We start from the raw sequence: 24,967 nt of genomic DNA, 5'->3' as shown, positions 1-24,967 counted from the left end.
AGCACCCCGGACCCGTGGAACCCGGCGCACCCGCAGCGTCACGCGATGGCCCACCCTCGACCAGCCGAGGACATTACGGGCACCCCACCGAGCCGAACACGCTCACGCCACCCGTGAAGAATCGAGGCTGATGCGTCGAAATGCTTGGACGACATCGAAACCGGGGCTTGAAGGCTCCCCGGGATGAGTCTGGCGGGTGTCCGTTTCCTGGCCAGGTGGTGTCCGGCGTGAAGGTGGCGCGAGCCCGATCTGCGGGATCTGTGCGGAACAGGAGAAGGCGTACGTCCGTGCTGGGCGTGCGCCGGCGGACTGGCTCGTAGTAGTGGTGAAGTCCCTGTAATGGGGGTGGAGCGAAGGGGCTGGGTCGTTCGTGGCTTGTTCATTCGATCAACCGGAAGTGCTCCGGGAGGAATTGGCGTGGATGAGTTGAAATCACCGGTCAAGCCGTTCGGTATTCCGAAGCTGCTGGTGATGGAGGCTTGGGAGAAAGTTAGGGCGAACACGGGTGCCCCGGGTGTGGACGCGGTGGCCATTGAGGAGTTCGAGAAGGATCTGCGGGGAAACCTGTACAAGATCTGGAATCGGATGTCCTCGGGCTGCTACTTTCCACCGCCGGTGCGCATGGTGGAGATCCCGAAGCCGCAAGGTGGTCTCAGGGTTCTCGGAGTGCCGACCGTAGGTGACCGTATCGCGCAGACGGTGGTGGCGATGGTGCTGGAGAAGAAGGTCGAGCCGATCTTCCATCCGGATTCCTATGGCTACCGCCCGGGGCGTGGAGCGATCGACGCGGTGGGCAAATGCCGGGAGCGGTGCTGGAAGTACGACTGGGTGGTCGATCTCGACATCAAGGCGTTCTTCGACTCGGTGCCGTGGGACTTGATGCTCAAGGCGGTGGGCTCGGTCTGTGAGCTTCCCTGGGTGCTGCTGTATGTCAAGCGGTGGCTTGCTGCCCCGCTGCAACATGAGAATGGCACGCTGATCGAGCGTTCCATGGGCACCCCGCAGGGATCGGCGGTATCTCCCGTCCTGGCGAATCTGTTCATGCACTATGCGTTCGACATGTGGTTGCGCCGGGTCTTCCCGGACGTTCGCTTCGAACGGTATGCCGACGACGCGGTCATTCACTGCCGCAGTCTCGCCGAGGCGAGAGCGGTACTGGCCGCACTGGATGCGCGCATGAACTCGGTTGGCCTTCAACTGCACCCCGACAAGACGCAGATCGTCTATTGCCGGGACGCGAACCGCAAGAGCTCTTTCGAGCACACGAGGTTCACTTTCCTGGGTTACGACTTTCGCGAGCGCACCGTGGACGGGCGGAAGGGGCTGTTCCGGAGTTTCTCTCCGGCGGTTTCGGACAAGGCCCTGAAGCGGATGGGTGAGGTGGTGCGTTCCTGGCGCCTGCACCGGTGGGTGCAGGGCGAGGCCCGAGACCTCGCGGACTGGATCAATCCGGTCGTGCGGGGATGGATGCAGTACTACGGGGCCTTCAACAGGTCGGCCCTATATCCACTCTTGAAACGGATCAACGCCTATATGGTCCGGTGGTTGCGCGGGAAGTACCGGAGGTTGAGGCGAAGCTGGTCGGCGACCTTCCGTGCGTGGTGGTCCGGGGTTGATCGACATCCTCGGCTTCTCGCGCACTGGGTCTGGATGACCGAGCCCGCCCGGGTCTGGTGACCAGGACGACAAGAGCCGTATGACGGGAGACTGTCACGTACGGATCTGTGGGAGCCCGGGGGTGAAATTCCCCCGGGCCACCCGACTTCGCTCAGGACAAGATGAGGTAGACACCGCGGCACGGTGTCACTTCATCGATGCGGAGAAGGCATCGGAGGGTAATCCCGCAGGTCACAGCGTTTCGTTCCTGTGCCGTGTACTGGGAGTGCCCCGCTCCACCTACTACGCGCACAGGGCGTCACGGCCGGCCCGGACGGTGCGGGAGCGGGCCGAGGAGGTGCTCGTGGGCGAGATCCGGGTACTCCACGCCGGATCGCGCGGCGCCTACGGGGCCCCGCGGATCCACGCCGCCCTGCGGCGGGCCGGGCGGGCGGTGAACTCCAAGAAAGTCGAGCGACTGATGCGCAAGCACCGGATCGCCGGGATCACCCGCCGACGGCGTGGGGGCCTGACCCGGCAGGCGAAGCGGGCGGTATTCGCCCTCGACCTGATCGGTCGGGACTTCACCGCACCCAGACCCGGAATGCGGCTCGTCGGCGACATGACCGAACTCGTCACGCTGGAAAGGAAGTTCTATCTGGCGACCTGTATCGATCTTGCGACGCGGGAGGTGGTCGGCTGGGCGATGGCCGATCACCACCGCGCCGAGCTGCCGGTCGCTGCCCTGCGGATGGCGGCCGGGCGTGGCGGCCTGGAACACGGTTGCGTCATGCATACGGATCGCGGCAGCGAGTACACGAGTGACGAATTCCGCACCGAGATACGCAAGTTGCGCATGCGGCAATCGATGGGGCGCGTCGGATCTTGTTACGATAACGCCGCCGCGGAAAGCTGGTTCGCCCTCCTGAAAGCGGAGATCGGGACGACCATGTGGGAGACCCGCGAGGCTGCCCGGGCCGACGTTTTCCGCTACGTCGAGGTCGAGTACAACCGCAGACGGCTCCGCCGGCACCCCGACTACGGGTACGTCACCCCGCTCGAAACGAGAGCCTTGCTCAGACAGAACCTCGCCCCCCGCAGCGTAAACACCCGCTGTCCAGCTCGCGGGGGGGTGCCTCTATGTCCTTCGTCAAGGCGCCCCTGTCGGGTTTGGTGTGGTTCGGTGTGCTGGGGTTATGCGGCGAGCTCGACGTCCTTCGGTGTCCGGGATTCGTAGAAGGTGCCGTCGCGGAGCATGGCGAACAGGACGCTGATGCGTTGGCGGGCGAGGCGGAGGAGAGCTTGGGTGTGGGTCTTGCCGCGGGCTCGTTGCTTGTCGTAGTAGGCGCGGGAGGCGGGGTCGGCGTTCATGCAGGCGAAGGCGGACAGGAACATGGCCCGCTTGAGCTGGCGGTTGCCGCCGCGGGGTGCGTGTTCGCCGTGGATCGAGGTCCCGGACTGCCGGGTGGTGGGTGCGAGTCCGGCGTAGGAGGCGAGGTGGGCGGCGGTGGGGAAGCTGGTGCCGTCGCCGACGGTGACCAGCAGGACGGCGGCGGTCCTGACGCCGACGCCGGGCATCGACGTCAGGACCGGGGAAAGAGGGTGGGCCTCCAGCAGGGTGTTGATTTGGGTTTTCCATCGCCCGTCGCTGGGTGTGGACGGCGGCCAGGGACGCGGCCAGGGAGGGGATGACGATGTCCAGGGTGCCGGTGCCCGGGACGACGACGGTCTGCTCGTCGAGCGCGTCGAAGACGTCGTCGATCAGCCGCTGAGCCATGCGTGGGGCTTTCGGGCGGATCAGCTCGACGAGTCGGCGGCGGCCGGCCTTGCGCAGGGCGGCCGGGGAGCCGTAGCGCTCCAGAAGCCAGGTGATGGCCTGGTGGTCGAGGCGGGGGCCGAGGACACGTTCGAGGCTGGGGTGGAACTGGGTGAGCAGGCCGCGTATCCGGTTGGAGGTGCGGGTGGCCTCGGCGGCGAGGTCCTGGTCGAAGCCGACGAGCACGGTGAGTTCGGCGGTGATCTCGTCGGTCAGTTCCAGGGATCGCAGGGTGTGCGGCATGGTGCGGGCCGCGTCCGCGATCACGGCCGCGTCGCGGGCGTCGGTCTTGGCCTCGCCGGGGTAGAGGTCGGCGATCCGCCGCATCGCCAGGCCGGGCAGGTAGGCGACGCGGCAGCCGGCATCGCGGGCGACGGTCAGTGGCAGGGCACCGATCGAGGCGGGTTGGTCCACGATGACCAGGACGGTTCCGAACTTCGCGGCAAGTCTGTCGAAGACGGCCCGCAGCTTCGGCTCGCTGTTGGGCAGCGGCTTGTCGAAGACCTTCTTCCCTGCCGGAGTCAGCCCGTGCCCGTGATGAGCCGACTTGCCGACATCCAGGCCGAGGAACACACCCACGTCTTCGATCTCGAACATCGCGCTCTTTCCAGGATGTTGACGGTGCCGGCCTCGGCCCGGGTGTCGTGCTCGCGCATCCACGTTATGCAGACCTGCCGTCCGCGAACTGCCCGGCGTTGCGCCGGACCGGACGGTGGTCGGACCTCTGATCAGCGTCTCCGACGAACACCCCCGGACCCGGTGACACCACCCCCCAGGTCATGCCAGCGACAGGGGGACACAGTCATGCCGGGCCCGGAGGCCAGCGGCCCTCTTGCAGGACCGCGAAAAAGATAACGGGGGGGGAACTTCAAAGGGCCCCGGACCCCTCGAGGTGTTCAAGGACGGCTGGTGTTTGGTGCTCAAGCATGCTCCAGCTGCCTGGTCGTTCTGGAAGGGGGGCGGCTGCGGCGGTTGTCCCGGTAGGCCGCACCATCCGGATAGCCTGAGGCTGCCTCAACGGAGGCTGGTGGACACGGACAGGAGCAACACCGACCGTGACGTCCGGCTGAGCTTCTTCGGAGGGTGAGACGCTTCGGCTGCACCCTGGAGGGCGAGTCCGGTCGCACCAACTGAGCGATGCGCACGGTCGTCCGCCGGCCTGCGGGTCTGGGCTTCGCTCCATCTCGCGGTAGCAAACCCGCTTCCTTCATCCACCTGTGCCGGACGGTCACTCGAACGCCGGGGCGGGTGGCTTCACAGGCTGCGCGGCAGTCGTGAGCCCGGCGCAGCACCCGAGTGGTGATCCCTCGGTCCCGGCATACTTCCGCCGGCAAACGAGCGAGCCAAAGCCGGCCGGCCTCTACGATCGGCCTGGTCGTTCCTCCCGGTGGCAGGGTAGTCCGGCCCTCGAACCTTCCCGTGACGTCCAGTCAGTTCCCGGTCAGTCGGGCCGTCAGGCGGGACAGCAGGGCGACGGACTCGCTGAGTCGCCGTTTCTCGTCGGGTGTGAAGGTCTCACGGATGGCGGCACCGAGGGCGCCCGCGCGGAGAGTGCGTTCCCGCTGGAGGCGGGAGCGGCCGGCGTCGGTGAGGTGCAGCAGGAGCTTCCGGCCGTCGTCGGGGTGCCGCTCGCCATGGACCAGACCCTCGGTGGAGAGGTCTTTGACCGACTTGGCGGCCGACTGGTGTGTGACACCACGCAGGCGGGCGAGATCGGCGGTGGTCAAGGGGCCGCCGCGGTCGAGGAATCCCAGAACGGCGGCCTCGCCGGGCGGCATGGTGTCCACGGTACGCACCGCCCGGACCAGTTCGCCCAGCGACTGCCGCAACTCCTCGGCCAGCACGTCTTCGTCCATGGGGCCATCCTAGCGTTCACCCCGTACTCAGTTGTACAGTCTATTTGTACAACCAAGCTCTATAGCGATGAAGGGTGTGTCGGTCATGGAACTCACTAAGTTCGGGCATGCGTGTGTGCGACTGGAGAAGGACGGGCGCCGTCTGGTCATCGACCCGGGCGGTCTGACCGACCCGAGGGCGCTGGAAGGCGCCGACGCCGTGCTGGTGACGCACGAGCACTTCGACCACTTCTCGGAGGAGGTGCTGCGCCGGGCCGCCGCGGCGCATCCCGGTTTGCGCATCTGGACCAACTCATCCGTCGCGAAGCGACTGGACGGCCTCGGCAAGCAGGTAGCCATCACGGGGGACGGGGACGCCCTCAGCGTGGCAGGGTTCGACATCACGGTGCACGGGGCCTGGCACGCCGTTATCCACCCGGACATCCCGCGAATCGGCAACGTTGGCTTCCTGGTGGACGGGGCCCTCTTCCATCCCGGCGATGCCCTGACCGTCCCCGGCACTCCGGTCGGCACGCTACTGCTGCCGGTGCACGCTCCCTGGTCCAGCGTCGGCGATCTGATCGACTATCTGCGCGAGGTCGCTCCGCGCGACGCCTACGCCGTGCACGACGGCGCCCTCAATGACACCGGCACCGCTATGGTCGAGGGCTTCCTCGGTGAGCGTGGTCCCGGGGTTGCGACCCTCTACCACCGGTTGGCCCCGGGCACGAGCGTCCGGATCGACTGAGGCCAGGTGGCGATGTCCAACCCGCCGAAGGCGTCGACGGCGGCTTCTACCGCGCGGGTGGCGGTCTCCTCCGCGCCGACCACCGCCGGTCACTGTCACGGCTCCGAGGAACTCGCCTGACGGCGAACCCCGTTCGGGGCGTATGTCGATGGCGACGACCTGTGCGCCGCGCGCGTGGACCCTCCAGTAGCCGCGCCGTGACCAGCAGGCCGCCGGACGGCGCGAGCGCTCCCAGCAGGCTCACCGCGCCGAAGACGGCGACCGCCGTCAGAAAGGCGCGTCGTCGGCCGGACAGGGCGGCGGCCTGGCCGCCAACGAGCAGGAATGCCGGTTCCAGCGGGCCGTCCAGCCACCGCGGGAACAGTGCGGCGGTGACGCGGTCGCCTGGGCGCACCCGCCGGACATCCGGCCCGACGGCGACGACCTCGCCGGCACCGTCCGAGACCGGTATGACGTCCGGTTTGACGGGCAGCACGTACTGCCCCCGCAGCACCGGAAGTTCGCGGAAGCTGAGCGAAGTGGCGTGGGCCGCGACCGCGACCTCCCCCTCCCCGGGTGTGCGGGGTTCGTGCGTGCGCACTGACAGGCCATCGATACCGCCGCCGGTGGTGACGTGGTAGCTGCGCACCATCGATGGGCGTCTCGCCATCGACGCGGTCATCCCTCGATGAACTGGTAGTCGCTGACGATGCGGCCGTCGGGGCCGAGCATGAGGATCTCCAGCCCGACGCCGGCGACCTCACCACCGTCCCGGGGTGCCATCTCCCAGTTGAACTTGACCACGTCGTGGAGCCGGTCGGTGTTGCCGCGCGAACGGAAGACGAAGGTGCCTGGCGCGACGAACTCCTCGTAGGCGCGAGTCACCCGGAACTCCAACGCGTGGTGCCCGCGCGCCTCCAGAACGAGACAGTCGAAGCCCAGCCCTTCAGCGGTCTGCAGGATCTCCTGGGGAGGCTGCAGCACATGGACCGCATCGGCGGACCACAGCTCCCGGATCGCGACGCGGCGGCGCTCCTCATCGGGTTCGTTCCACACGGCAACGTAGCGGTCGGCGAGGTCGCGGATATCGATGTCAGCCATGGTTGATCCCCTCGGTCACGAATGGTCGGCGTGCGGCACGACCTTGCTGCGCCGGCCGGAGCGCGGCAATTCCTCACAGGGAATGGCGGATCAGCAGCCCATCGGGTTACACAAGAGGGGTGATCAGCGAATCAAGCAGGGGCGAGCTCGCCGGAGCGTTGCGTGAGTGGCGCACTCGGCGGCGCGTCAGCCAGCTGGAACTGGCCATGCGAGCCGGAACCACGCAGCGGCACGTCAGCTTCATCGAGAGCGGACGGTCGACCCCCGGCCGATCAATGATCATCCGGCTGGGCGAATCCCTGGAGGTGCCGATCCGCGAGCGTAACGAACTACTCCTTGCGGCCGGATTCGCACCGGTCTACCCGCAGACCCGCCTGGACGACCCCCAACTCGAACCGATCCGCACCGCACTCGAACGTATCCTGCACGGCCACCTGCCGTACCCGGCGGTGGTCGTCGACCGGCACGGTGACCTGGTCTCGGCCAACACCGCCTTCCACGTCCTCACCGCCGGCGTGGCGCCGCATTTGTTCGTACCGCCGGTGAGCGTTCCCCGGATGTTGCTGCATCCGCAGGGCCTCGCGCCACGCATCGTCAACCTCGACGAGTGGGCGTGGCACATCATCGACCGCATCAAGGACGAGAGCGCGCGCAACCCGGACGATCAACTCCAACGCCTGGCCTGCGAACTGACCGACCTGGCACCATCACGTCCGCGCGAATCACCGGAGCACCTCGGCTTCGCCGTACCACTGCGCCTGCGGGCACATGATCCAGCCGACGACAGGGAGCTGACGCTCATCACCACGCTCACCCATTTCGGCACCGCCATCGACGTCACCATCGCCGAACTACGACTTGAGGCGTTCCTGCCGGCTGACCAAACGACCAGTGCCATGCTGGCCGAACTCCTCGAGCGGTAACCGATCGCGCCACAGCCCCGCGCAGCGACTCCCGCAAGTGATCCGTGCGGGTCTGCTCGCGTTCTCCGTAGCCCGCCGAGTCCCCGAGCCGCCTCGCCAGACGCGCGGTGCCGGCGCCACCGTGCGCGTCCCCTGCTGGGGGCGATGGGAGACGCTGTCCCCCGACCAGCAGGCCGTCAATCGTTCACACGCGAAAATCCGCGTGCTCGTCGAGCAGGCCGTGGCCACTCTCAGAACCTGGCGGCTGCCGCGCAAACTGCGATGCTCCACCACCCGCGTCACCAGCCTTGTTCAGTCCGTCCTCACTCTCCCGGCCTGCTCGAACTGAGCGTCTGTGAGAGATCGCCGGGTCCGGATAGGCCCATGAAGACTGGAGTACGTCTGGGTTGCGAGTCGGCGACGGACCGTTCGGGAGGATGTATTCCGGGCGATCGTCAAGCCATGCCCGAACTTGACGACAAGCAGCCCCCCGGCAGAGAGGGTGCCCTCACCGCAGGTTGTCTTCTGCTTCTCGTACTGGTGGCGGACGTGGCGGCCGCACTGTTGGTCGTCATCGTGCTCGCTGTCCGGGGGCTGGACCGGATGGACACCGGCTCCGGACGGACAACGACCGGCGCGCCGGCCCTGGACTGGGCGCCAGTGCTGGGCTTCGGCGCTCTGGCCCTGGCGCTCGGCGTGACGGCCGTCGTACTGCTGCGGATCGGACACCGCGTTATCGGGGCGGTACAGCTGACGCTCTGCGTGTTTCCGGCACTCCACATGCTGGGGTACTGGCTCTGACCCAGACGTAGTCACGGCCGTCGGAGGAGCCTTGGGATAGAGGCACAGGCGCTGGGGTTGGAAAACGCTCACTGGCTGACACCACTTGCGACACGGCACGATGGGCCAATGGCATCGACACCAGATCCGCATTGCTGGCTGCACCCTCACGCCGAGGTCCGTCCGTCGCCCGTCGCAGGTTCGGGCCTGTTCGCCAATGCGCCGATCGGAGCGGGAACGGTCGTGGCCCGGCTGGGCGGCCGATTGGTCTCCGACCAGGAACTACAAGACCTCTTCGCCGCCTCCGGGCTTGAGCCGGGCCGCCCTTACATCGACACCATCGCAGTGACCGAGGCCATCCATCTCGTCCTTCCACCCCGCAATGAGCAGTCCATCGGATACAGCAACCACCACTGCGACCCGAGCCTGTGGTGGGAGGGTCCGTACACCCTTCTCGCCCGTCACGACATCGCACCGGATGATGAACTGACCAGCGACTACGCCACCAGTACCTGGGACCCGCAGTTCGTCCTGGCATGCTCATGTGGCTCACCGGCCGGCTGCCGAGGAACCGTCACCGGCAACGACTGGCAGCTACCGGAGTTGCGGACACGCTACGGCAACCACTGGGTTCCAGCGCTCCTGTCACGTATCGCTTCAACCGCGTAGGGAGCCAAAGGAAACGACGTCGCAGAACGCCCAACAGAATGAGGTGGCGTCACCAGCAGGCGACGCACTGGGTCAGGTCTTCCGATGAAGCCGTGGAGCCGGGCGAAGAGGGGCGCTCTACCACCCATCGCCGGGCCCCCAGGCCCCCCAGGCCGCTGCTGTGGGGTGTGGCGCGCCGGGCGAGCGGGCGGAAGGCCATGGGTGTGGTCTCCCGCCCGGCAGGTGCACCGCCGCTGTTCCCGGCTCGGTTGCTCGGGCAGGACGGCCTGCTCGTGCCGGCGGCCGAGGAACGTCCAGGACAGACCGAGCATGATCAGCATCAGGACCGGTGGATCGCGAACGCCAGGTGGAGGCTGCGGTCGACGACCAGCAGGCTGATCAGGGAAGAGATGATGATGGTCAGGCTGACGCCGGCCTTGGTGAAGCCCTGTGCCTTGCTGCGGCTGCTTGCTGGGACGTAGTCGGAGATCAGCGTCTCGGTGACGCCTTTGAAGGCGTTGGCTACCGCGGCGAAGCCGACGACGCACACCATCAGTACGGGAAGGCTGTCCGCCCAGGGGATGAGCACGAACGGGACCGTGGCGATCAAGGCCCCGGTCAGCACGATCGGCCACCGTCCCGCCTTGCGGCGTACGAGTTTGTCGGAGAGGAACCCCACGGACGGCTGGGTGAAGATGCCCAAGGAGTGGTCCAGCCCCATGATCAGGCCGATGACGCCGGCCGACGTGACGTAGTGGCGTAGCTGAGCGAATGAGCGCCGGCGCGGTGCTGTGGGTCACCCTGGCGGTCTTCGCCCAGGAATCGGTCTGGAACTTCTACGACGCCCAGGTCCCCGAACAGTCTGGGTGTGCGCCCTCCGCCCGTGGTACCGGTGAACAGGTACTTGGGGCGGTACCGGTGAACGGGTAGCCGGATGCGTCGAGTCAGCTGCTGGAGAGCTGATTCAGCGCCTCACGGTGGTGATGTGCGGCAAGTAGCTCGGCCCGTTCCTCGTCCCGGTCCAGCAGGGCGTCAAGCAGGCTGCGGTGTTCGCGGAACCGTCGGCGGAAAGCCTCGGCCCGCTCCGGGGCAAGCTTGATCGTCAGATCGAGGCGCTCCTCGTCACTGAAGGCGCGGGCCTGCTGCAGCAGTCCATCCAGCACCGGGTTGCCGACCGCCGCTTCCATCTGGTGGTGGAAGCGGCGCAGCAGGCGATGGACGGCTACCAGTTGGTCGGTCACGTCGGCTCGTGCTCCGTGCTCGGCCAGGTCCTGCTCGATCTGCCCGACCAGGGCATCGGCGTGCTCCAGCATCTCGGCCAGATCCGCGAGCTGGGCATCGGTGGCATTCCGGGCGGCCAGGCGAGCCATGAGGGCCGACAGCCGCACCTCGGCCTCCACGATCTCCGAACGCGCGGAAGCCGAGTGGTCCGCGATCCGCAGCGCCCGGGCCCCGACCCGCTCCACCACCTTCTCGTGCACCAGCTGACGCAGCGCTTCACGCACCGGGGTAGGGCTGACACCGAGACGGGCGGCGAGATCGCGTTCGGTGATCTTCTCGCCCGGCCGCAACGCCCCCTCCCGAACCGCAGCACGAAGCCGCCGGTAAGCCTGGTCGGCCAACGACGTCGTCTCCATGGGGCTGAGGGCATCCGTGCTCATGTCCGCAACATTGCCTCCGCTATAGCAAAGAGTCAATAGGTTGGTTGCGGGTGAAGCGAGCGATGCCGTGGTGCACCGCCGCCGTGCTCAGGGCCGCGTTCCCGACGGTGACCGCCGGCACGCTGGAGCACGGCCTTCGCGCGGTACGTCGACTCCGCGGACGCGAAGGTGCTCTACCGGTTGGTCAACACGCTGCTGATGCGGCTGCCGGCCGCGCCCGTCGGCGCCTCCCCGCTCGCTGTGCCCCCGGACGAGGTGCCCGCGCGGTTCGAGGACATCCTCACCGGCCTGGTCCGGGAACGCCGCTACGGCGGCGCGGCCGGCGACGGCGTCGCCGATGGCGTGCGCGAGGCGTTCGCTGCCGTGACCGGCCTGGCACCGGCCTGGTTCAGCAGGGTGTCGCTCCGCCGAGGCCGGCGGTGGCGCCGAGGCGGGCGTGTAGTGCTTGTACCTCGTTCGCCTTGGGATTCGGGCCTCGGGAAGCTCGACTGGCCGCGCCGGGAACAGCCGGCCCGGCCGGAACGGTTGCATCGACCGAGGGACCGGCGCCGCACGGGCGGGGAATGGCAGCGGATACGGAGACCGCGAGGTCGTCCCGCCCCGGCGGAGTCCGGGCCCCGGATCGCGGTATGCCTGCCGCGCCCTTGGAACAAGACGTATTTACGCAGGAGGACTGGGTCCATGACTGACCGGCCGTTGACGCTCATGGCAGTGCACGCTCACCCCGACGACGAGGCCACCGGAACGGGAGGGGTCCTCGCGCGGTACGCGGCGGAAGGCATGCGCACTGTTCTTGTGACATGTACCGACGGTGGCTGCGGTGACGGGCCGGGGGGTGTCAAGCCGGGCGAACCCGGGCACGATCCGGCGGCCGTCGCTCTGATGCGACGGCAGGAACTGGAGGCGAGCTGTGAAGTCCTCAAGGTCAGCGATCTGGAGATGCTGGACTACGCCGACTCCGGGATGACGGGCTGGCCGAGCAACGACGCCCCCGGCTCCTTCTGGCAGACCCCCGTGGAGGAAGGCGCCGCACGACTCGCGGAACTCATTCGCCACTACCGGCCCGATGTGGTCGTCACCTACGACGAGAACGGCTTCTACGGTCACCCCGACCACATCCAGGCCCACCGCATCACGATGGCGGCGTTGGAGATGACCGAGCTGACACCGAAGGTGTACTGGACGACGGCGCCGCGCTCGATGATGCAGCGCTTCGGGGAGACCATGCGCGAGTTCGGCGCGGACATGCCGGAGCCGGACCCCGCGGAGGTCGCCGCGATGGCCGAGATCGGGCTCCCCGACGACGAGATCACCACGTGGGTGGACACCACCGCGTTCAGCGGCCAGAAGTTCGATGCGCTGGCCGCGCACGCCAGTCAGGGGGAGAACATCTTCTTCCTCAAGATGGGCAAGGAGAGGTTCGGCGAGCTGATGGGCATGGAGACCTTCGTACGGGTCAAGGACTCCACCGGCGCGGCCGTGCCCGAGAACGACCTCTTCGCCGGACTGCGCTGATCCGCCCGCGCTCGGAGTGGCGCGCCCCCGTCGGACCATGCCGGCGGGGGCTCTCGGACTGGCCGATCGCCCCCGTAACACCGCACGCAGGCGCTCCCTACTTCCGCATCACCAGGAGGACGACCAGCGCGGCGAGGATCAGCCCGCTCACCACCGCCGCGGCGATCTTCGCCTTGCTGTACGGGCGTTCGCCGATGACTTCGGCGGTGCGGGCGTTCACCATGACCTGCCAGCTGGTGCCCGCGTACAGATAGGTCAGGAACCACACAGGCAGCAGCATCAGCTTGAACGTGAGCGCCGAGTACTGCGTGTCCAGCGTGGTGACCCGTTGCTCGTCGCCGCCGATGTCGGAGCGGCAGTCGGACGTGATGACGGTGGCCATCCGTTCCTTGGCCGTCACGAGCCCGTCCTCGGGCTCCACGTCGTACCGCACGGTTTGGAAGCCGGCCAGGTATTCCGTCTGGAACGGCTTGGCCTCCTCCAGCGGCCACGGTGTGAGCTTGTCCAGCTGTTCGTGGCCGACGTGGCTGGTCCCGGCGACGAGGACGTCGTCGAATGCGCGGCTGACCGTACCGGAGACGGGGGACCAGCGGGTGTGACGCACCTGGCGGGTCTTGGTGACGCTCTCACCGTTCTCCGTCGTGGTGTACGTCTCGGTGACGTAGTAGTAGACGCCACGCTGACCCCGGTATCTGGTGACCGTCTCCGCGTCGTAGGTCCAGTGCGGCAGGTAGCTGCCCTTGAACGTCTCCGCCTCGCTGACCTTCTTCAGCCGGGAGGGCGCGAACCAGCGGGACGATGTCCATGTGCGCAGCGCGTCCCGGGCCGCGTCCCGGTCCAGGCCGAAGGGGACGACGGCCTCCGGCTGTACCCGCTCGGTGGCATCGGGGTCGGCGACCAGCGGGGTGGCGCAGAACTGGCAGCTCACGGAGAGGTCGTCGCTCTCGGTGTGGGCGCCGCAGCCCGGACAGACATAGGCGCGTATGCCGCCGGACACGGAGCTTCGCGGTTTGACGGGCAGCGGGGCCAGTTCGTCGAAGCTGTGCTCGCGGACCTCGCGCGCTGCCGTGGCCACCGCCTGCTCGTGACCGCAGTACGGACAACGCATGGCGTCGGAGCCCGGCGCGAACTCCACCGTGGCGCCGCACGCCTGGCAGGGGTAGGAACGAGAACCCGTACCGGGAGCCCCGGCGTTCTGCTCTTCGGTGTCCAACGTCGTCCCTCCCTCAGGCCTGAGGCGGCAGCGGCGGAGGGACGGCCCCGAAGAGCCGGCCGATGTCGGGCACCTGGTCGGCGGGCAGCCACCCGGGCAGCCCTTCCTTCCAGACCAACGTCGTCCGGGTCAGGGTGCCCGCGCTCACCAGACCGGTCAGCGCCGTCCGGTCGTAGGGCCCCTGCTGGGTGCCGTTGACGCCGATGAACCACTGCTCCTGCACGGGCAGCGGCGGCGGCCCCGCCGAGGGGGCGGGAGACGTGGCGGGTGCGGGAGCAGCGGGTTGCGGCTGTGGGGTGAGGCTGGCAGCCATCCGCTGGCCCGCGGCCATCCCGAGCCCCAGCCCCATGCCTTCGCCGACGCCGCTGCCGGGCGTGCCCGCAGCGGTGCCGAGCGCATCGGCTGCCCGGAACTGGGTGTACTGGTCGAGATTGCCCGCGATACCCATCCGGGAACGGGTGTCGATGGCCTCCTCGACCTCCGGAGGCAGCGAGATGTTCTCGATGATGAACTTGGGGACGGCGATACCGACCGGCTTCAGCTCCTGGGAGAGCACACCCGCGAGCCTGGTGCCGATGGCTTCCTGCTGGGTCGCCAGATCCAGCATCGGCACACCCGCGGTGGCGAGTGCGCTGCCCAGTTTGCCGACGATCAGCTGGCGCAGGTACTGCTGCACCTCCTCGGTACGGAACTGCGGGTCGGTACCCGCCAGTTCGCGCAGCAGCGCCGCCGGGTCGACCACCTGGGCCGCGTAAGCACCGAAGGCCCGCAACCGCACCATTCCGAACTCGGGGTCGCGGACGATGACGGGGTTCTGCGTGCCCCACTTCATGTCGGTGAACTGGCGGGTGGTGACGAAGTACACCTCGGCCTTGAACGGAGAGTCGAAGCCGTACTTCCAGCCCTTCAGCGTGGACAGCAGCGGCATGTTCTGGGTCTGCAGGGTGTACGTGCCCGGCTGGAAGACGTCCGCTATTCGGCCCTCGTTGACGAAGACCGCGGTCTGCGACTCGCGTACGACGAGCTTGGCGCCCATCTTGATCTCGTTGTCGTGGCGCGGGAATCGCCACACGATGGTGTCCCGGCTGTCGTCGGTCCACTCGATGATGTCGATGAACTCCCCGCGGATGCTGTCGAACAGCCCCATGGAACCTCCCCCGTTCGGTGCTGCGCCCCACTCCTGATCCGTCAGGGAACGATAGCAACCGGCGACGAACGGGGTTCCCCGGACCTGTGCGTGCCGGGCCCTGCCGTCAGGGGCTCTCGGGCAGGAGGCGGAGTCCGGCCAGGACCTGTCGTGCATGGCGTCGCGCGGCAGACGGGAATGTGACGACATCGCCTAGCGGGTGCCCCGGCGCGGCCCGGCCGCTCCGCGTCGAGGGCGGCCCTCGGTTACTCCTTGCCTTCGGAGACGGCGGGCCCCTGCGCAATGGCCTCTCCTTTGCGGACCGTGCAGTGGACCGAGTCGTCCACCACGTCGGCGACGATCGTGTCGCCGGGCTCGGTGTCGGAGCCGAGGAGCAGGGAGGCGATCCGGTTGCCGAGTTCCGTCCGGATCGTGCGGCGCAGCGGCCGGGCGCCGAACGCCGGCTGGTGGCCGTGGGCGACGTCCCGGTTCATGGCGTCCCCGGGCTGACGGGTCGGGCCGGCTCAGTGGGCGGCGGTGGCCAGGAGTGCCGGCAGGTCTCGCATGTCGTCGAACACGACCGTGCCTGGTCCTTCCAGCCGTGCGGCCGGAGTGAGGCCCCCGCAGTAGCCGAAGGCGCGCATACCCGCGGCCCGGGCTGCCTGGACCCCGTATGCGCTGTCCTCGATCACCGCGCACCGCTCCGGCCGTACCCCCAGGGAGCGCGCCGCGTGCTGGAAGAGGTCGGGTGCGGGCTTGCCTCGGCGGACGTCGTCGGCGCTGAAGACCCGGTTCTCGAAGTGGTGCGTCAGGCCGGTGATCTCCAGGCTCCGCCGAATGCCGGTGTGACCGCCGTTCGATGCGACGCAGATGCCGGTGGTGAGGTGATTCAGGACCTCGGCGATGCCGTCGACAGGAGCCAGCTCGGCCTCGAACGCCGCGTCGTACAGGTGCTCGTACCGGTGCTGCCAGTCCTTTTCCAGGCGCCGCCCGAGCCGTTCCTCGACGGCTGCCGTGTAGACCTCGGTGGACGAGCCGACGAACCTCTCGATGATCTCGGCTTCGGTGAACGTGCACCCCAGGTCGGCCATGATCAGTGCGTCCACCTTGACGCATATCTTCTCGCTGTCCACCAGTACGCCGTCACAGTCGAAGATCACCAGGTCAAGAGAGCTCAGCGTCATGTGCAGCAGCGTAGAGGGGGGCTGGTGCGTGCCCCGCACCAGCCCCGGGTGCGACGGCGCGACCGGTCTGCGGGGGGATCGTGCGCGCGCAGAGGCCGCGGGACGCGAGCGACTGAGCGATCCGGGGGAGCGCGGTGAGTGTGGCGGCCGGCCATTCGGTGTATTGACAGTGCGCAGTCAAGACGCTGTCATATATGGGAGCGCTCCCACGACTGAACTGACCTACGGTTTCCGACCTTGAGGAGGCGCACATGCCGATTCATGCTCCGCGATTACTGCGCAGACCCTGGACAGCGGCCGGGGCCGCTCTCGCGCTGGCCCTGTCCCTCTTCGTCGCGGTGCCCGCCAGTGGTTCGGACCTGGCGTCCGGTTGCCGGGTCGACTACACCGTCAACGAGTGGTCCGGCGGCTACACCGCCGAGGTGCGCGTCACCAACACCGGCCCCGACCTCAACGGTTGGCGCCTGACCTGGACCTACGACGGCGACCGGCAGGTCACCTCCGCCTGGGGCGCGACCGTCACTCAGGACGGCCACGCGGTGACCGCCGCCAACGCCGCCTGGAACGGGGCGCTGGCCAGTGGCGGCACCGTCGATTTCGGTGTGCAGGGGACCTGGCAGTCCGCCGGCTCGGCGCCCACCGACTTCGCGCTCAACGGCGTGTCCTGCGGCGGTGACCCCGCCGCACCGCCGACCACGCCGCCTCCCACGTCACCGCCTCCCACCACACCGCCCTCCGCGCAGTGCGGTGATGCCGCCGTCTGCGAGGACTTCGAGGACCAGGCCGGCCCGGCCCCCGCCGGTGACTGGCAGTTCACCGCGCCGGACTGCCAGGGCACGGGCACGGCCGCCGTCGATACGGAGGTCGCCCACAGCGGCACGCGGTCGCTGCGGTTGGACGGGCGGGCCGGCTACTGCAACCACGCCTTCGTGGCCTCCACCGCGGACCTGTCGTCGGTCGGCCCCGTGCTGCACGTCCGCATGTGGGTACGCCACACCACCGCGCTCCCGGCCGCGCACGTCACCTTCGTATCGATGCCCGACAGTGCCCAGGACGGCAGGGCGCTGCGGGTCGGCGGACAGAACGGCGCCCTGCAGTGGAACCGGGAGAGCGACGACGCCACGCTTCCGGCGCAGAGCCCGGTCGGGGTGGGGCTGAGCAGGCCCCTGCCGACGGGCGGTTGGCAATGCCTGCGGTTCGCGGTCGACACCTCGGCGCCGGGGCTCGACACCTGGCTCGACGACGAGCTGGTGCCGGGGCTGCACGCCGACGGAGTGCCGACGCAGGACATCGACGCGCAGTGGCTCTCCCGGACCACTCAGCCGAGACCTACCGCCCTGCGGCTGGGCTGGGAGAGTTACGGGACCGGCGACGACACCCTGTGGTTCGACGACGTGGTCGTCGGCTCCTCACCGGTCGGCTGCTGACGACCGGCCACCCGGCGGGCGGGGGAAGTGCCGGCTCCACGGAAACATTCCCCCGGCCGTACGGTCCTTGACACCCGCAAATATGATCACGTCGATCGGCCAGGGGGTCGAATCTTCTAGGGCCTCTGGGGGCGACGCCGTGGGTGTCATTGTGGGTGCGATCGTTGCGCTATGTGTGGTTGTGGGCGGGTGGTGGTTCGTCCGGACCTACAACCGGCTCGTCCGTCTGCGGAACCAGGCGCAGGCCTCGTGGGCCCAGATCGACGTGCAGTTGAAGCGGCGGCACGAGCTGATACCGAATCTCGTCGAGACCGCGCGCGGTTACGCCGCTCACGAGCGCTCCACCTTCGAGGCGGTCACCGACGCACGTGGGGCCGCCGTGAGCGGCGGGCTCGGTGTCAAGGATTAGGCAGCCGCCGAGACGACGCTCACCGCTACCCTGGGCAGGCTGTTCGCGCTCGGGGAGAACTACCCGGAGCTCAAGGCGGACCAGCATTTCAGCGAGGTGCAGGCCGAGTTGAGGACGGCCGAGGACAAGATCGCGTATGCGCGGCAGTTCTACAACAGCGCCGTGCAGAGCTACCACACCGCACTGGAGAGCTTCCCCGGCAACATCGTGTCCGGGCTGGGCGGCGCGCACGCCCGGCGCGAGTACTTCGAGGCCCCCGACGTGGCGCAGGACGCCGTCCAGGTGAGATTCGCGTGACGCTCACCGAACAGCTCTACTGGGGCGGCGCCGCCCTGATCGTGCTCTGGCTCGTCGCCTTCGCCCTCGCGCTGGTCGCCACCCGGAACGGCGTGGTCACGCCGGGGCCCGCGACCCAGGAGTTCGGGGACGCCCCCGAACCGCCGGCCGTGGTCAGCCTGCTCGGCAACCACTGGCGGGGCGTGCAACACGCCGCCGCGGCCACCCTGCTGGACCTCGCCGCCCGCGGACTGGTCGAGTTGCGGCAGCCCGGCGACGACCCGGCCCGCAGCACCGTCCACGTCACGGAGGCCGGCCGCGCGGCGCAGGGGCTGATGCCGTACGAACTGCGCGTACTGGAACGGGTGACGGCCGCGGCGACGAACGGCGGCGCACCCATCGGGGCGATCGCGTTCCGCGACGAGAAGCGCGCCGCCTCCTGGAACACGGCGCTGCGCCGGGAGGTCATCGCCGAGGCCCGGCTGCGCGGCCTGTCCCGGTACCGGTTCGCGCCCCTGCTCGTCAGCGCCCTGCTCGTCACCGCGTTCGTTCCCGGTGCGCTGTTCGCCGTGGCCGTGATCACGGGCGGGCACAATGTGCGGGCGGCATGCGTCCTCGGTGTGGCCCCGGGCGCCGCGCTGGCCTTCCTGCTCGGCAAGTCACTGGGGGAGCGGGCCACATCCAAAGGCCTTGAAAAATCCGCTCATTGGGCCGGGCTGCGCGCCTGGCTGACGGCGCACGAGGACTTCGCCCGGCTGCCGCCCGCCTCCGTGACGGTATGGGACCGCTACCTCGCGTACGGGACCGCGCTCGGCGTCACCAGCTTGACCAGCCGCCTCCTCGGCTTCGACTCGGGAGACCGGCGACGCGTCTGGTCCTCGTACGGAGGGACCTGGCGTCCCGTGCGCATCCGCTACCCCCGGCTGCGCCCGGGTTTCGGCTGCTCGACCGGCCGGCTGCTGCAGTTGGCGGCCGCGGCGGGCGTGGTCGCGGTGTGCCTCTGCGCCTTCGCGATGATGCGGGAACCCGGCTGGGTGGTCGAGGCCGACGCGCACAGTGGCGGTTCGCTGCGCAGGCCGGGGCTCGTCCTGAGCGCCGGGTGGGTGGGCAGCGCGCTGCTCGGCCTGGTGGTGGCGGGCAAGTTCAGCCGCTGGACCCTGTTCGTGGCGTTCCTGGCGATGATGCCCGGCAACTTCGCGAGCGGCACCCACGGCTGGTTCAGAGACGCGGCGGAGCACGAGGGGCCCCTGCCGGGCGAGTTGGCGGCCGTCGCAGCCTTCGGCGCGCTGGCGGTGTACCTCGTGGTGCTCGCCTGTCTGGAGCGGCGGGAGCCCGACACGGTCACCGGTGAGGTGCTGCGCATGGAGTCGCGCAGGGGCAAGGAGGTGGCCCGGTTCCTGGCCCTCGACGAGGGGAACACGGACCTGACCACCGCCTGGGCGCTGCCCGCGGCCTCGCCGGCCGTCGCGACGGGCGCCCAGGTGCGGTTGCGGGTCTCGCGGGGTACCCGCACCATCCGTTCGGCGGAGCTGGTGAAGGCCGCGATGCCGGAAGGCGACCGGGTGAGGGCCGGTACGCAGGACGCGTCCTGAGGCGGAGGGCGCGCCGGAGCGGTACGTCCGGGCGAGCAGGCGGTGACAGCCTCTGAAGCACCGCACGGTGTCCGTCACCGCGCCGCTGCGCCGGAACGGGTGGCGGGTGCCGGGTGCCGGGCGGCTGTCCCGAGCGCGACCGGGACCGGGAGACCGGCCGCGTGACGAGGCCCGGTCGGGCCGCCGGACGAGGACGGACCGGGACGCCCCCGGTTGCGGCGCCGCGGGTTCGGGTGACCCTGGAAGAGCCGTGACCGCCACGCGCCGACCGCGTATGCACGCCGCACCGCGAGGTGGTTACGGGTGAAGCCGAGGGAGAAGGGCACCCGAACGCCGTACAGGAAGTGGGTGGGCAGCATGAGGGCCGGCGTCTTTGAGGGGCCGGGCGGAATCGCCCGGCGGCACGTTCCCGGTCCGGGCACCGAGGGCGCGGGTGACGAGAGCGTACGGATCGCTGCCGTCACCCTCTGCGGACCGGCCTCGCACATCCCCGGATCTCCGGCCGCCGCATGAACGGCGGCCGTGACCGGTCCGGGCCGCTGCGCGGAGTTGTCCTCGACACGGACGGGGTGCTCCTCGACTCCGCCGTCGTGCACGCCGCCGCATGGAAGACCGCGTTCGACGCCTGCCTCGCCGAGCCGGCGTCCGACGAGCCGGGGGCCGGGGCGCCCTTCGACGCGGACGCCGAATACCGCCGCTACGTCGACGGCAGGTCGCGGTACGACGGGGCCGAGGCGTTCCTGACCTCCCGGGGCATCCGCCTCCCGCCCGGGAGCCCCGACGACCCGCCCGGCTGCGGCACGGTCCGGGCCGTCGCCGCGCGCAAGGAAGCGGCGTTCCGGGACGCTCTGGCCGCAGGCGCCGTCGTCGCGTTTCCAGACGCGGAGGAGGCGCTGGCGGCCCTGCGTACGCGCGATGTCCCGTGCGTCGCCGTCTCCGCGTCCCGGCACGCCCGGACGCTGCTCGCGGACACGGGACTCGACCGGTTCCTGGCGGGCGTCGTGGACGGCGAGGACACCGCCCGCCTCGCGCTCCCCGGAAAGCCGGACCCGGCGCTCTTCCTCCACGCGGCCGACCGCCTCGCTACCGGCCCCGGCGACACCGCCGTGGTGGAGGACGCGCTCGCAGGCGTACGGGCGGGGCGGCGCGGAGGCTTCGGTTACGTCGTCGGTGTGGACCGGAGCCCGGACGGGAGCGGCTCGGCCGCCCTGCGGCAGGAGGGCGCCGACCTGGTGGTCTGCGACCTCATGACACTGGTACGAGAAGTATGGGGCGAGGTGCGATGACCACCGGATGGACGTGGGGCTACGGGCGGTACGAGCCGGAGCGCGAGCGGCTGGTCGAGTCGCTCTGCACGCTCGGCAACGGCAGGTTCGCCACCCGGGGCTCCGCACCCGAGTGTTCCGCGGGTCCCGTCCACTACCCGGGCACGTACCTGGCCGGCTGCTACGACCGGCGCACCTCGACCGTCGGCGGCCGGAGCGTCGAGAACGAGGACCTGGTCAACCTCCCCAACTGGACGCTTCTGCGCTACCGCTGCCTCCCGGACGACGAACCGCCCGGCGACTGGCTGACGCCCGGCTCCCCGGACCTGCGGCACTACGAGGTACGGCTCGACCTGCGCGCCGGAACACTCACCCGGCAGCTGTACTTCCGGGACGCGCACGGACGCGGCCTGCGCGTCGGCCACACGCGGATCGTGCACATGGGCGACGCGCACCTCGCGGCCCAGCGCAGCACGTTCCGCGCCTACGGATGGAGCGGCGCCGTCGAGGTGGAGTCCGTCCTCGACGGCGCGGTCAGCAACGCCGGTGTGGAGCGGTACCGGGACCTGGAGGGGCACCATCTCACCGACCTCACGAGCGGGTTCGAGGCCGACGGGACCGCCTGGCTCTCCTGCCGCACGCATGATCCCGGTATCCGTCTCGCCCTGGCCGTCCGCACGGACACCGCACCCGAGGTGCCCGCCGGACAGAAGGCCACACCGACCGGCACCGTCCAGACCTACCGCCTCCCCGTCGTCCCGCGTCGCTCGGTGTCCGTGGTGAAGACCTTGGCCCTGCACACCTCGATGGACCGGCCCGACGGCGACCCGCGCGCGGAGGCCTGCGACGCACTCACCCGGACACCGGACTTCTCCCGGCTGCTGACCACCCACGAGGCGTCCTGGCGGCGCCTGTGGGAACAGGGCGAACTGGACGTCCCCGGAGAGGAGGGGCGCATCCTGCGTCTGCACCTGTTCCACCTCCTGCAGACGCTTTCGCCGCACACCGCGGAACTCGACGTCGGCGTCCCGGCCCGGGGGCTGCACGGCGAGGCCTACCGGGGCCACATCTTCTGGGACGAGCTGTTCGTCCTGCCCCACCTGAACCTGCACTTCCCCGAAGTGGCCCGGGCCCTGCTCATGTACCGCCACCGCCGCCTGCCGGCCGCACGCGCGGCGGCCCGCGATGCCGGGGGCCAAGGGGCCATGTACCCATGGCAGAGCGCGAGTTCGGGCCGGGAGGAGACCCAGGAACTGCACCTCAACCCCCGCTCGGGGCGCTGGCTCCCGGACAACTCCCGGCTCCAGCACCACGTGGGATCGGCCGTCGCCTACAACGTGTGGCGGTACGCGCAGACCACTGGGGACCGCGGATTCCTGCACGCCGAGGGGGCCGAGGTCCTGTTGGAGGTCGCCCGTTACTGGTCCGGTGCCGCCGCTTTCGACCCGGGCCTGCGGCGCTACCGGATTCGCGGCGTCGTCGGCCCCGACGAGTACCACGACGCCTATCCCGGCGCCGCGGACCCCGGCATCGACGACAACGCGTACACGAACGCGACCGCCGCCTGGGTCCTCGCCCGCGGTCTCGACCTCCTGGAGGACCTGCCCCCCGCGCGGAAGGCGGAACTGCGCGAGGACCTGTCGCTCGACAACGACGAACTCGCGCGCTGGGAGGACGTCTCCCGCCGTCTCCACATCCCCTTCCACCAGGGGGTGATCAGCCAGTTCGACGGCTGGGGCGACCTGGCGGAACTCGACTGGGAGGGGTACCGGGCACGCTACGGCGACATCCGCCGGCTCGACCGGATTCTGGAGGCGGAGGGCGACACCGTCAACCGCTACCAGGCCTCCAAGCAGGCCGACACGCTCATGCTCGGCTACCTCTTCCGGCCCAGTGAACTGCACGCGCTGTTCGCCCGGCTCGGCTGTCCCCTGGACGACGACACATGGCGCGCCACCGTCGCGTACCACCTGCGCCGCACCAGCCACGGTTCGACGCTCAGCAGCCTCGTCCACGGCTGGGTGACCGCCCGGGGGAAGGGCGCCGACGCCTGGCGCTACTGCGAGGAGGCGCTGCTCGGCGACGTGGCCGACCTTCAGGGCGGCACGACCGGCGAGGGCATCCACCTCGGGGCGATGGCCGGCACCCTCGACCTGGTGGAGCGCGGGATCACCGGCCTGGCGGCCGTGCCGGAGGGCTTGCACGTGGAGCCGGTGGCCCTGGCACAGATCCCCCGGTTCTCGTTCACGGTCTGTTTCCGCGGCCACCGCGGAGTCCGCGTCCGCATGCTCCCCGGGCGCCTGGGCATCCAGGTACCGGACTCGCGCGGGGGTCCGCTCCCCGTCGTCCTGCCGGACGGGCGCCGGTTCGGTGTCCGTCCGGGGGAGGAGCGCTGGTTCCGGCTCTGAGCGGCGGCCTCGCGGCTGAACGGGGCGGTTCGGGACCGCGTCGGGCGTCGGCGGGCCGATGTGTCAACGTTCAAGAAACCGCAATGGTCTAGGCCAACACATTGACGTGAATGCGTCACCCTTCGATTCTTGGCGGCACCTTCTCCCGACAGGAGTCCCCATGAACCGTCTTCGCGCTCTGCTCTGCGGTGCGGCCACCGCCGCCCTGGCCACCGCAGGACTCGCTGCCTTCGCCGCGCAGCAGGCTTCCGGCGCGCCCGCCGACGCCACCGCGCTCAGCAACCGGTGGTACGCCGCCGCGCCCTATCTGATGCCGCACGACAACAATCCGCCGGACGCGGGCGCCATCATGGACGCCACCGGGCTGAAGGCGTTCCAGCTCGCGTTCATCCTCGCGCCCAACGGGGGAGGCTGCAGCCCGACCTGGGACGGTACGTCGCCGGTCTCGTCGGACACCGCCGTGGGCTCCGTCATCAGCGCGATCCGCGCCAAGGGCGGCGACGTGTCCGTCTCCATCGGCGGATACGGGGGCACCAAGCTGGGCCAGACCTGCTCCGACGCCGCCTCCACCGCGGCCGCCTACCAGCAGGTCATCACGAAGTACCAGCTGAAGGCCATCGACTTCGACCTGGAGGAGCCGGAGTACGAGAACACCGCCGCCATCGCCCGCGAGATCGGCGCGGCCAAGATCCTCCAGCAGAACAACCCGGGCCTCTACGTCTCGGTCACCACGGCCGGGACCGCCGACGGCACCGGCTGGTTCGGCAAGCAGATGCTCAACGAGGCCAAGGCGCAGGGCTTCACGCCGAACAACTTCTCGATCATGCCGTTCGACGGCGGGTTCAACGGGGCGGCCGCGCAGACGAGCGCCCTGACGAACTTCAACACCGTCCTCCAGTCCACCTTCGGCTGGGACGCGGCGACCGCGTACGCGCACGAGGGCTTCTCCGGGATGAACGGCCGCAGCGACACCGGCGAGTACTTCACCCAGGCCGACTTCCAGACCGTGCTGGACTTCGCCACCAGCCACCACATGGACCGCTTCACCTTCTGGTCGCTCAACCGCGACCGCCAGTGCACCCCGCCGGACAACAACGGCAAGACCTCCGGCACGTGCAGCAGCGTGGCCCAGTCGGACTGGGACTTCGCGAAGTTCTCGGTGAAGTTCGCCGGCGTCACCCCGCCGACCACCACCCCGCCGACCACCCCGCCCCCCACCGGCGGCAGCTGCACCGCGGCCGCGTGGAACAGCGGCGCCGTCTACACGGGCGGCGACACCGTCTCGTACGGCGGCCACTCCTGGAAGGCCAAGTGGTGGACCCAGAACGAGACGCCCGGCAGCACGGGTGAATGGGGGGTATGGGAAGACCTCGGCGCCTGCTGAAGGGGCGCCCCGGAGGGCCTGGCCGGCGCGGGAGGGCGCGCCGGCCCCGCCCCGTTGCCGGATTGGGATGTCACCCGCTTTGCTCGGCCGGACCGGCCTGCG

At 69.6% G+C, this 24,967-nt stretch carries 21 protein-coding genes and 4 pseudogenes; 14 read left to right on the top strand and 11 right to left on the bottom strand.

Going from position 1 to position 24,967, the window contains the following annotated elements; translation table 11 throughout:
* Positions 1–417 precede the first annotated feature (417 nt).
* Both ltrA and E6P78_RS29425 read left to right on the top strand, forming a co-directional pair.
* Positions 418–1,677 carry a group II intron reverse transcriptase/maturase gene (gene ltrA / locus E6P78_RS29430; protein WP_136206680.1) on the top strand — a complete coding sequence of 420 codons (1,260 nt, stop codon included), beginning with the start codon at positions 418–420 and terminating at the stop codon, positions 1,675–1,677.
* 19 nt (positions 1,678–1,696) lie between these two features.
* On the top strand, positions 1,697–2,833 hold the full coding sequence (locus E6P78_RS29425) for an IS3 family transposase (RefSeq protein WP_136206679.1): 1,137 nt from the start codon (positions 1,697–1,699) through the stop codon (positions 2,831–2,833).
* On the opposite strand, the pseudogene E6P78_RS29420 reads toward E6P78_RS29425, so the two are convergent.
* A pseudogene (locus tag E6P78_RS29420) lies at positions 2,791–4,009 on the bottom strand (IS110 family transposase). The gene E6P78_RS29425 and the pseudogene E6P78_RS29420 overlap by 43 nt on opposite strands.
* An 833-nt stretch (positions 4,010–4,842) precedes the next feature.
* Positions 4,843–5,268, bottom strand: coding sequence for a MarR family transcriptional regulator (locus E6P78_RS29415; protein WP_136206678.1), 426 nt, complete (start codon positions 5,266–5,268; stop codon positions 4,843–4,845).
* Between the two features lie 85 nt (positions 5,269–5,353).
* On the opposite strand from E6P78_RS29415, the gene E6P78_RS29410 reads away from it, so the two are divergent.
* Complete coding sequence (locus E6P78_RS29410) at positions 5,354–5,995, top strand: MBL fold metallo-hydrolase (protein ID WP_168712734.1); 642 nt, start codon at positions 5,354–5,356, stop codon at positions 5,993–5,995.
* A gap of 46 nt (positions 5,996–6,041) precedes the next feature.
* On the opposite strand, the gene E6P78_RS33945 is transcribed toward E6P78_RS29410, so the two are convergent.
* On the bottom strand, positions 6,042–6,626 hold the full coding sequence (locus E6P78_RS33945; RefSeq protein WP_276607238.1) for an alcohol dehydrogenase catalytic domain-containing protein: 585 nt from the start codon (positions 6,624–6,626) through the stop codon (positions 6,042–6,044).
* Positions 6,627–6,652: 26 nt separating this feature from the next.
* Positions 6,653–7,075: a hypothetical protein gene (locus E6P78_RS29395; RefSeq protein WP_136206677.1), complete on the bottom strand. Its 423-nt coding sequence runs from the start codon at positions 7,073–7,075 to the stop codon at positions 6,653–6,655.
* Positions 7,076–7,194: 119 nt separating this feature from the next.
* Between E6P78_RS29395 and E6P78_RS29390 the strand changes: the two genes are divergently transcribed.
* From E6P78_RS29390 to E6P78_RS29375, 4 genes and pseudogenes are all read left to right on the top strand, one after another.
* Positions 7,195–7,998 carry a helix-turn-helix transcriptional regulator gene (locus E6P78_RS29390; RefSeq protein WP_136206676.1) on the top strand — a complete coding sequence of 268 codons (804 nt, stop codon included), beginning with the start codon at positions 7,195–7,197 and terminating at the stop codon, positions 7,996–7,998.
* A gap of 103 nt (positions 7,999–8,101) precedes the next feature.
* Positions 8,102–8,326: pseudogene (locus tag E6P78_RS29385) on the top strand (IS5/IS1182 family transposase); the annotation flags it as partial.
* Positions 8,327–8,439: 113 nt separating this feature from the next.
* Positions 8,440–8,778 carry an inner-membrane translocator gene (locus E6P78_RS29380; protein ID WP_136206675.1) on the top strand — a complete coding sequence of 113 codons (339 nt, stop codon included), beginning with the start codon at positions 8,440–8,442 and terminating at the stop codon, positions 8,776–8,778.
* Positions 8,779–8,886: 108 nt separating this feature from the next.
* Positions 8,887–9,426, top strand: coding sequence for an SET domain-containing protein-lysine N-methyltransferase (locus E6P78_RS29375; protein WP_136206674.1), 540 nt, complete (start codon positions 8,887–8,889; stop codon positions 9,424–9,426).
* A gap of 319 nt (positions 9,427–9,745) precedes the next feature.
* On the opposite strand, the gene E6P78_RS33695 is transcribed toward E6P78_RS29375, so the two are convergent.
* Both E6P78_RS33695 and E6P78_RS29365 read right to left on the bottom strand, forming a co-directional pair.
* Positions 9,746–10,126: an MFS transporter gene (locus E6P78_RS33695; protein ID WP_240799418.1), complete on the bottom strand. Its 381-nt coding sequence runs from the start codon at positions 10,124–10,126 to the stop codon at positions 9,746–9,748.
* 223 nt (positions 10,127–10,349) lie between these two features.
* Positions 10,350–11,066 (bottom strand): GntR family transcriptional regulator, encoded by a 717-nt coding sequence (locus tag E6P78_RS29365; RefSeq protein WP_136206673.1) that lies wholly within the window; start codon positions 11,064–11,066, stop codon positions 10,350–10,352.
* Between the two features lie 681 nt (positions 11,067–11,747).
* Between E6P78_RS29365 and E6P78_RS29360 the strand changes: the two genes are divergently transcribed.
* Positions 11,748–12,581: a PIG-L family deacetylase gene (locus tag E6P78_RS29360; protein WP_136206672.1), complete on the top strand. Its 834-nt coding sequence runs from the start codon at positions 11,748–11,750 to the stop codon at positions 12,579–12,581.
* Positions 12,582–12,678: 97 nt separating this feature from the next.
* Here E6P78_RS29360 and E6P78_RS29355 read toward each other — a convergent pair whose 3' ends face one another.
* The 5 genes and pseudogenes from E6P78_RS29355 to E6P78_RS33690 form a co-directional block, all read right to left on the bottom strand.
* Entirely contained in the window at positions 12,679–13,794 is a 1,116-nt protein-coding gene (locus E6P78_RS29355; protein ID WP_136206671.1) for a hypothetical protein, read from the bottom strand.
* 13 nt (positions 13,795–13,807) lie between these two features.
* The gene (locus tag E6P78_RS29350) at positions 13,808–14,941 is read right to left on the bottom strand and encodes an SPFH domain-containing protein (RefSeq protein WP_136206670.1); all 1,134 of its coding nucleotides are present in this window, start codon (positions 14,939–14,941) and stop codon (positions 13,808–13,810) included.
* 245 nt (positions 14,942–15,186) lie between these two features.
* Positions 15,187–15,414 carry a hypothetical protein gene (locus E6P78_RS29345; RefSeq protein WP_276607237.1) on the bottom strand — a complete coding sequence of 76 codons (228 nt, stop codon included), beginning with the start codon at positions 15,412–15,414 and terminating at the stop codon, positions 15,187–15,189.
* A gap of 30 nt (positions 15,415–15,444) precedes the next feature.
* Positions 15,445–16,104: an HAD family hydrolase gene (locus E6P78_RS29340; protein ID WP_206307949.1), complete on the bottom strand. Its 660-nt coding sequence runs from the start codon at positions 16,102–16,104 to the stop codon at positions 15,445–15,447.
* A 46-nt stretch (positions 16,105–16,150) separates the two neighbouring features.
* Positions 16,151–16,261 (bottom strand): annotated as a pseudogene (locus tag E6P78_RS33690) (polysaccharide deacetylase); the annotation flags it as partial.
* A gap of 94 nt (positions 16,262–16,355) precedes the next feature.
* Between E6P78_RS33690 and E6P78_RS29330 the strand changes: the two are divergent.
* The 6 genes and pseudogenes from E6P78_RS29330 (at position 16,356) to E6P78_RS29305 (ending at position 24,865) form a co-directional block, all read left to right on the top strand.
* Positions 16,356–17,531, top strand: a complete 1,176-nt coding sequence (locus E6P78_RS29330; RefSeq protein WP_136206669.1) for a cellulose-binding domain-containing protein — start codon at positions 16,356–16,358, stop codon at positions 17,529–17,531.
* Positions 17,532–17,613: 82 nt separating this feature from the next.
* Positions 17,614–18,237, top strand: a pseudogene (locus E6P78_RS33685) (LemA family protein).
* Entirely contained in the window at positions 18,234–19,808 is a 1,575-nt protein-coding gene (locus E6P78_RS29320) for a DUF2207 domain-containing protein (protein WP_168712733.1), read from the top strand. Before E6P78_RS33685 ends, E6P78_RS29320 begins: the two are co-directional and overlap by 4 nt.
* A 509-nt stretch (positions 19,809–20,317) precedes the next feature.
* Complete coding sequence (locus tag E6P78_RS29315) at positions 20,318–21,094, top strand: HAD-IA family hydrolase (protein WP_136206668.1); 777 nt, start codon at positions 20,318–20,320, stop codon at positions 21,092–21,094.
* Positions 21,091–23,481 (top strand): glycoside hydrolase family 65 protein, encoded by a 2,391-nt coding sequence (locus E6P78_RS29310; protein ID WP_136206667.1) that lies wholly within the window; start codon positions 21,091–21,093, stop codon positions 23,479–23,481. Before E6P78_RS29315 ends, E6P78_RS29310 begins: the two co-directional genes overlap by 4 nt.
* Positions 23,482–23,641: 160 nt before the next feature.
* Positions 23,642–24,865 carry a chitinase gene (locus E6P78_RS29305; RefSeq protein WP_136206666.1) on the top strand — a complete coding sequence of 408 codons (1,224 nt, stop codon included), beginning with the start codon at positions 23,642–23,644 and terminating at the stop codon, positions 24,863–24,865.
* Positions 24,866–24,967 lie beyond the last annotated feature (102 nt).

Origin of the sequence: Streptomyces sp. A0958, assembly GCF_004795035.1 — a bacterium.
Lineage (GTDB): Bacteria > Actinomycetota > Actinomycetes > Streptomycetales > Streptomycetaceae > Streptomyces.
The sequence above is the reverse complement of the archived record's forward strand: the minus strand, read 5'-3'. Positions and strand labels throughout refer to the sequence as shown.

Coding starts and splice junctions, on each gene's coding strand:
- E6P78_RS29350 (WP_136206670.1), bottom strand. CDS start 14,941: ATGGGGCTGTTCGACAGCATCCGCGGGGAGTTCATCGACATCATCGAG.
- E6P78_RS29395 (WP_136206677.1), bottom strand. CDS start 7,075: ATGGCTGACATCGATATCCGCGACCTCGCCGACCGCTACGTTGCCGTG.
- E6P78_RS29380 (WP_136206675.1), top strand. CDS start 8,440: ATGCCCGAACTTGACGACAAGCAGCCCCCCGGCAGAGAGGGTGCCCTC.
- E6P78_RS29375 (WP_136206674.1), top strand. CDS start 8,887: ATGGCATCGACACCAGATCCGCATTGCTGGCTGCACCCTCACGCCGAG.
- E6P78_RS29310 (WP_136206667.1), top strand. CDS start 21,091: ATGACCACCGGATGGACGTGGGGCTACGGGCGGTACGAGCCGGAGCGC.
- E6P78_RS29345 (WP_276607237.1), bottom strand. CDS start 15,414: ATGAACCGGGACGTCGCCCACGGCCACCAGCCGGCGTTCGGCGCCCGG.
- E6P78_RS33695 (WP_240799418.1), bottom strand. CDS start 10,126: ATGGGGCTGGACCACTCCTTGGGCATCTTCACCCAGCCGTCCGTGGGG.
- E6P78_RS29415 (WP_136206678.1), bottom strand. CDS start 5,268: ATGGACGAAGACGTGCTGGCCGAGGAGTTGCGGCAGTCGCTGGGCGAA.
- E6P78_RS29365 (WP_136206673.1), bottom strand. CDS start 11,066: ATGAGCACGGATGCCCTCAGCCCCATGGAGACGACGTCGTTGGCCGAC.
- E6P78_RS29305 (WP_136206666.1), top strand. CDS start 23,642: ATGAACCGTCTTCGCGCTCTGCTCTGCGGTGCGGCCACCGCCGCCCTG.
- E6P78_RS29425 (WP_136206679.1), top strand. CDS start 1,697: ATGACGGGAGACTGTCACGTACGGATCTGTGGGAGCCCGGGGGTGAAA.
- E6P78_RS29410 (WP_168712734.1), top strand. CDS start 5,354: ATGGAACTCACTAAGTTCGGGCATGCGTGTGTGCGACTGGAGAAGGAC.
- E6P78_RS33945 (WP_276607238.1), bottom strand. CDS start 6,626: ATGGTGCGCAGCTACCACGTCACCACCGGCGGCGGTATCGATGGCCTG.
- E6P78_RS29315 (WP_136206668.1), top strand. CDS start 20,318: ATGAACGGCGGCCGTGACCGGTCCGGGCCGCTGCGCGGAGTTGTCCTC.
- E6P78_RS29360 (WP_136206672.1), top strand. CDS start 11,748: ATGACTGACCGGCCGTTGACGCTCATGGCAGTGCACGCTCACCCCGAC.
- E6P78_RS29330 (WP_136206669.1), top strand. CDS start 16,356: ATGCCGATTCATGCTCCGCGATTACTGCGCAGACCCTGGACAGCGGCC.
- E6P78_RS29340 (WP_206307949.1), bottom strand. CDS start 16,104: ATGACGCTGAGCTCTCTTGACCTGGTGATCTTCGACTGTGACGGCGTA.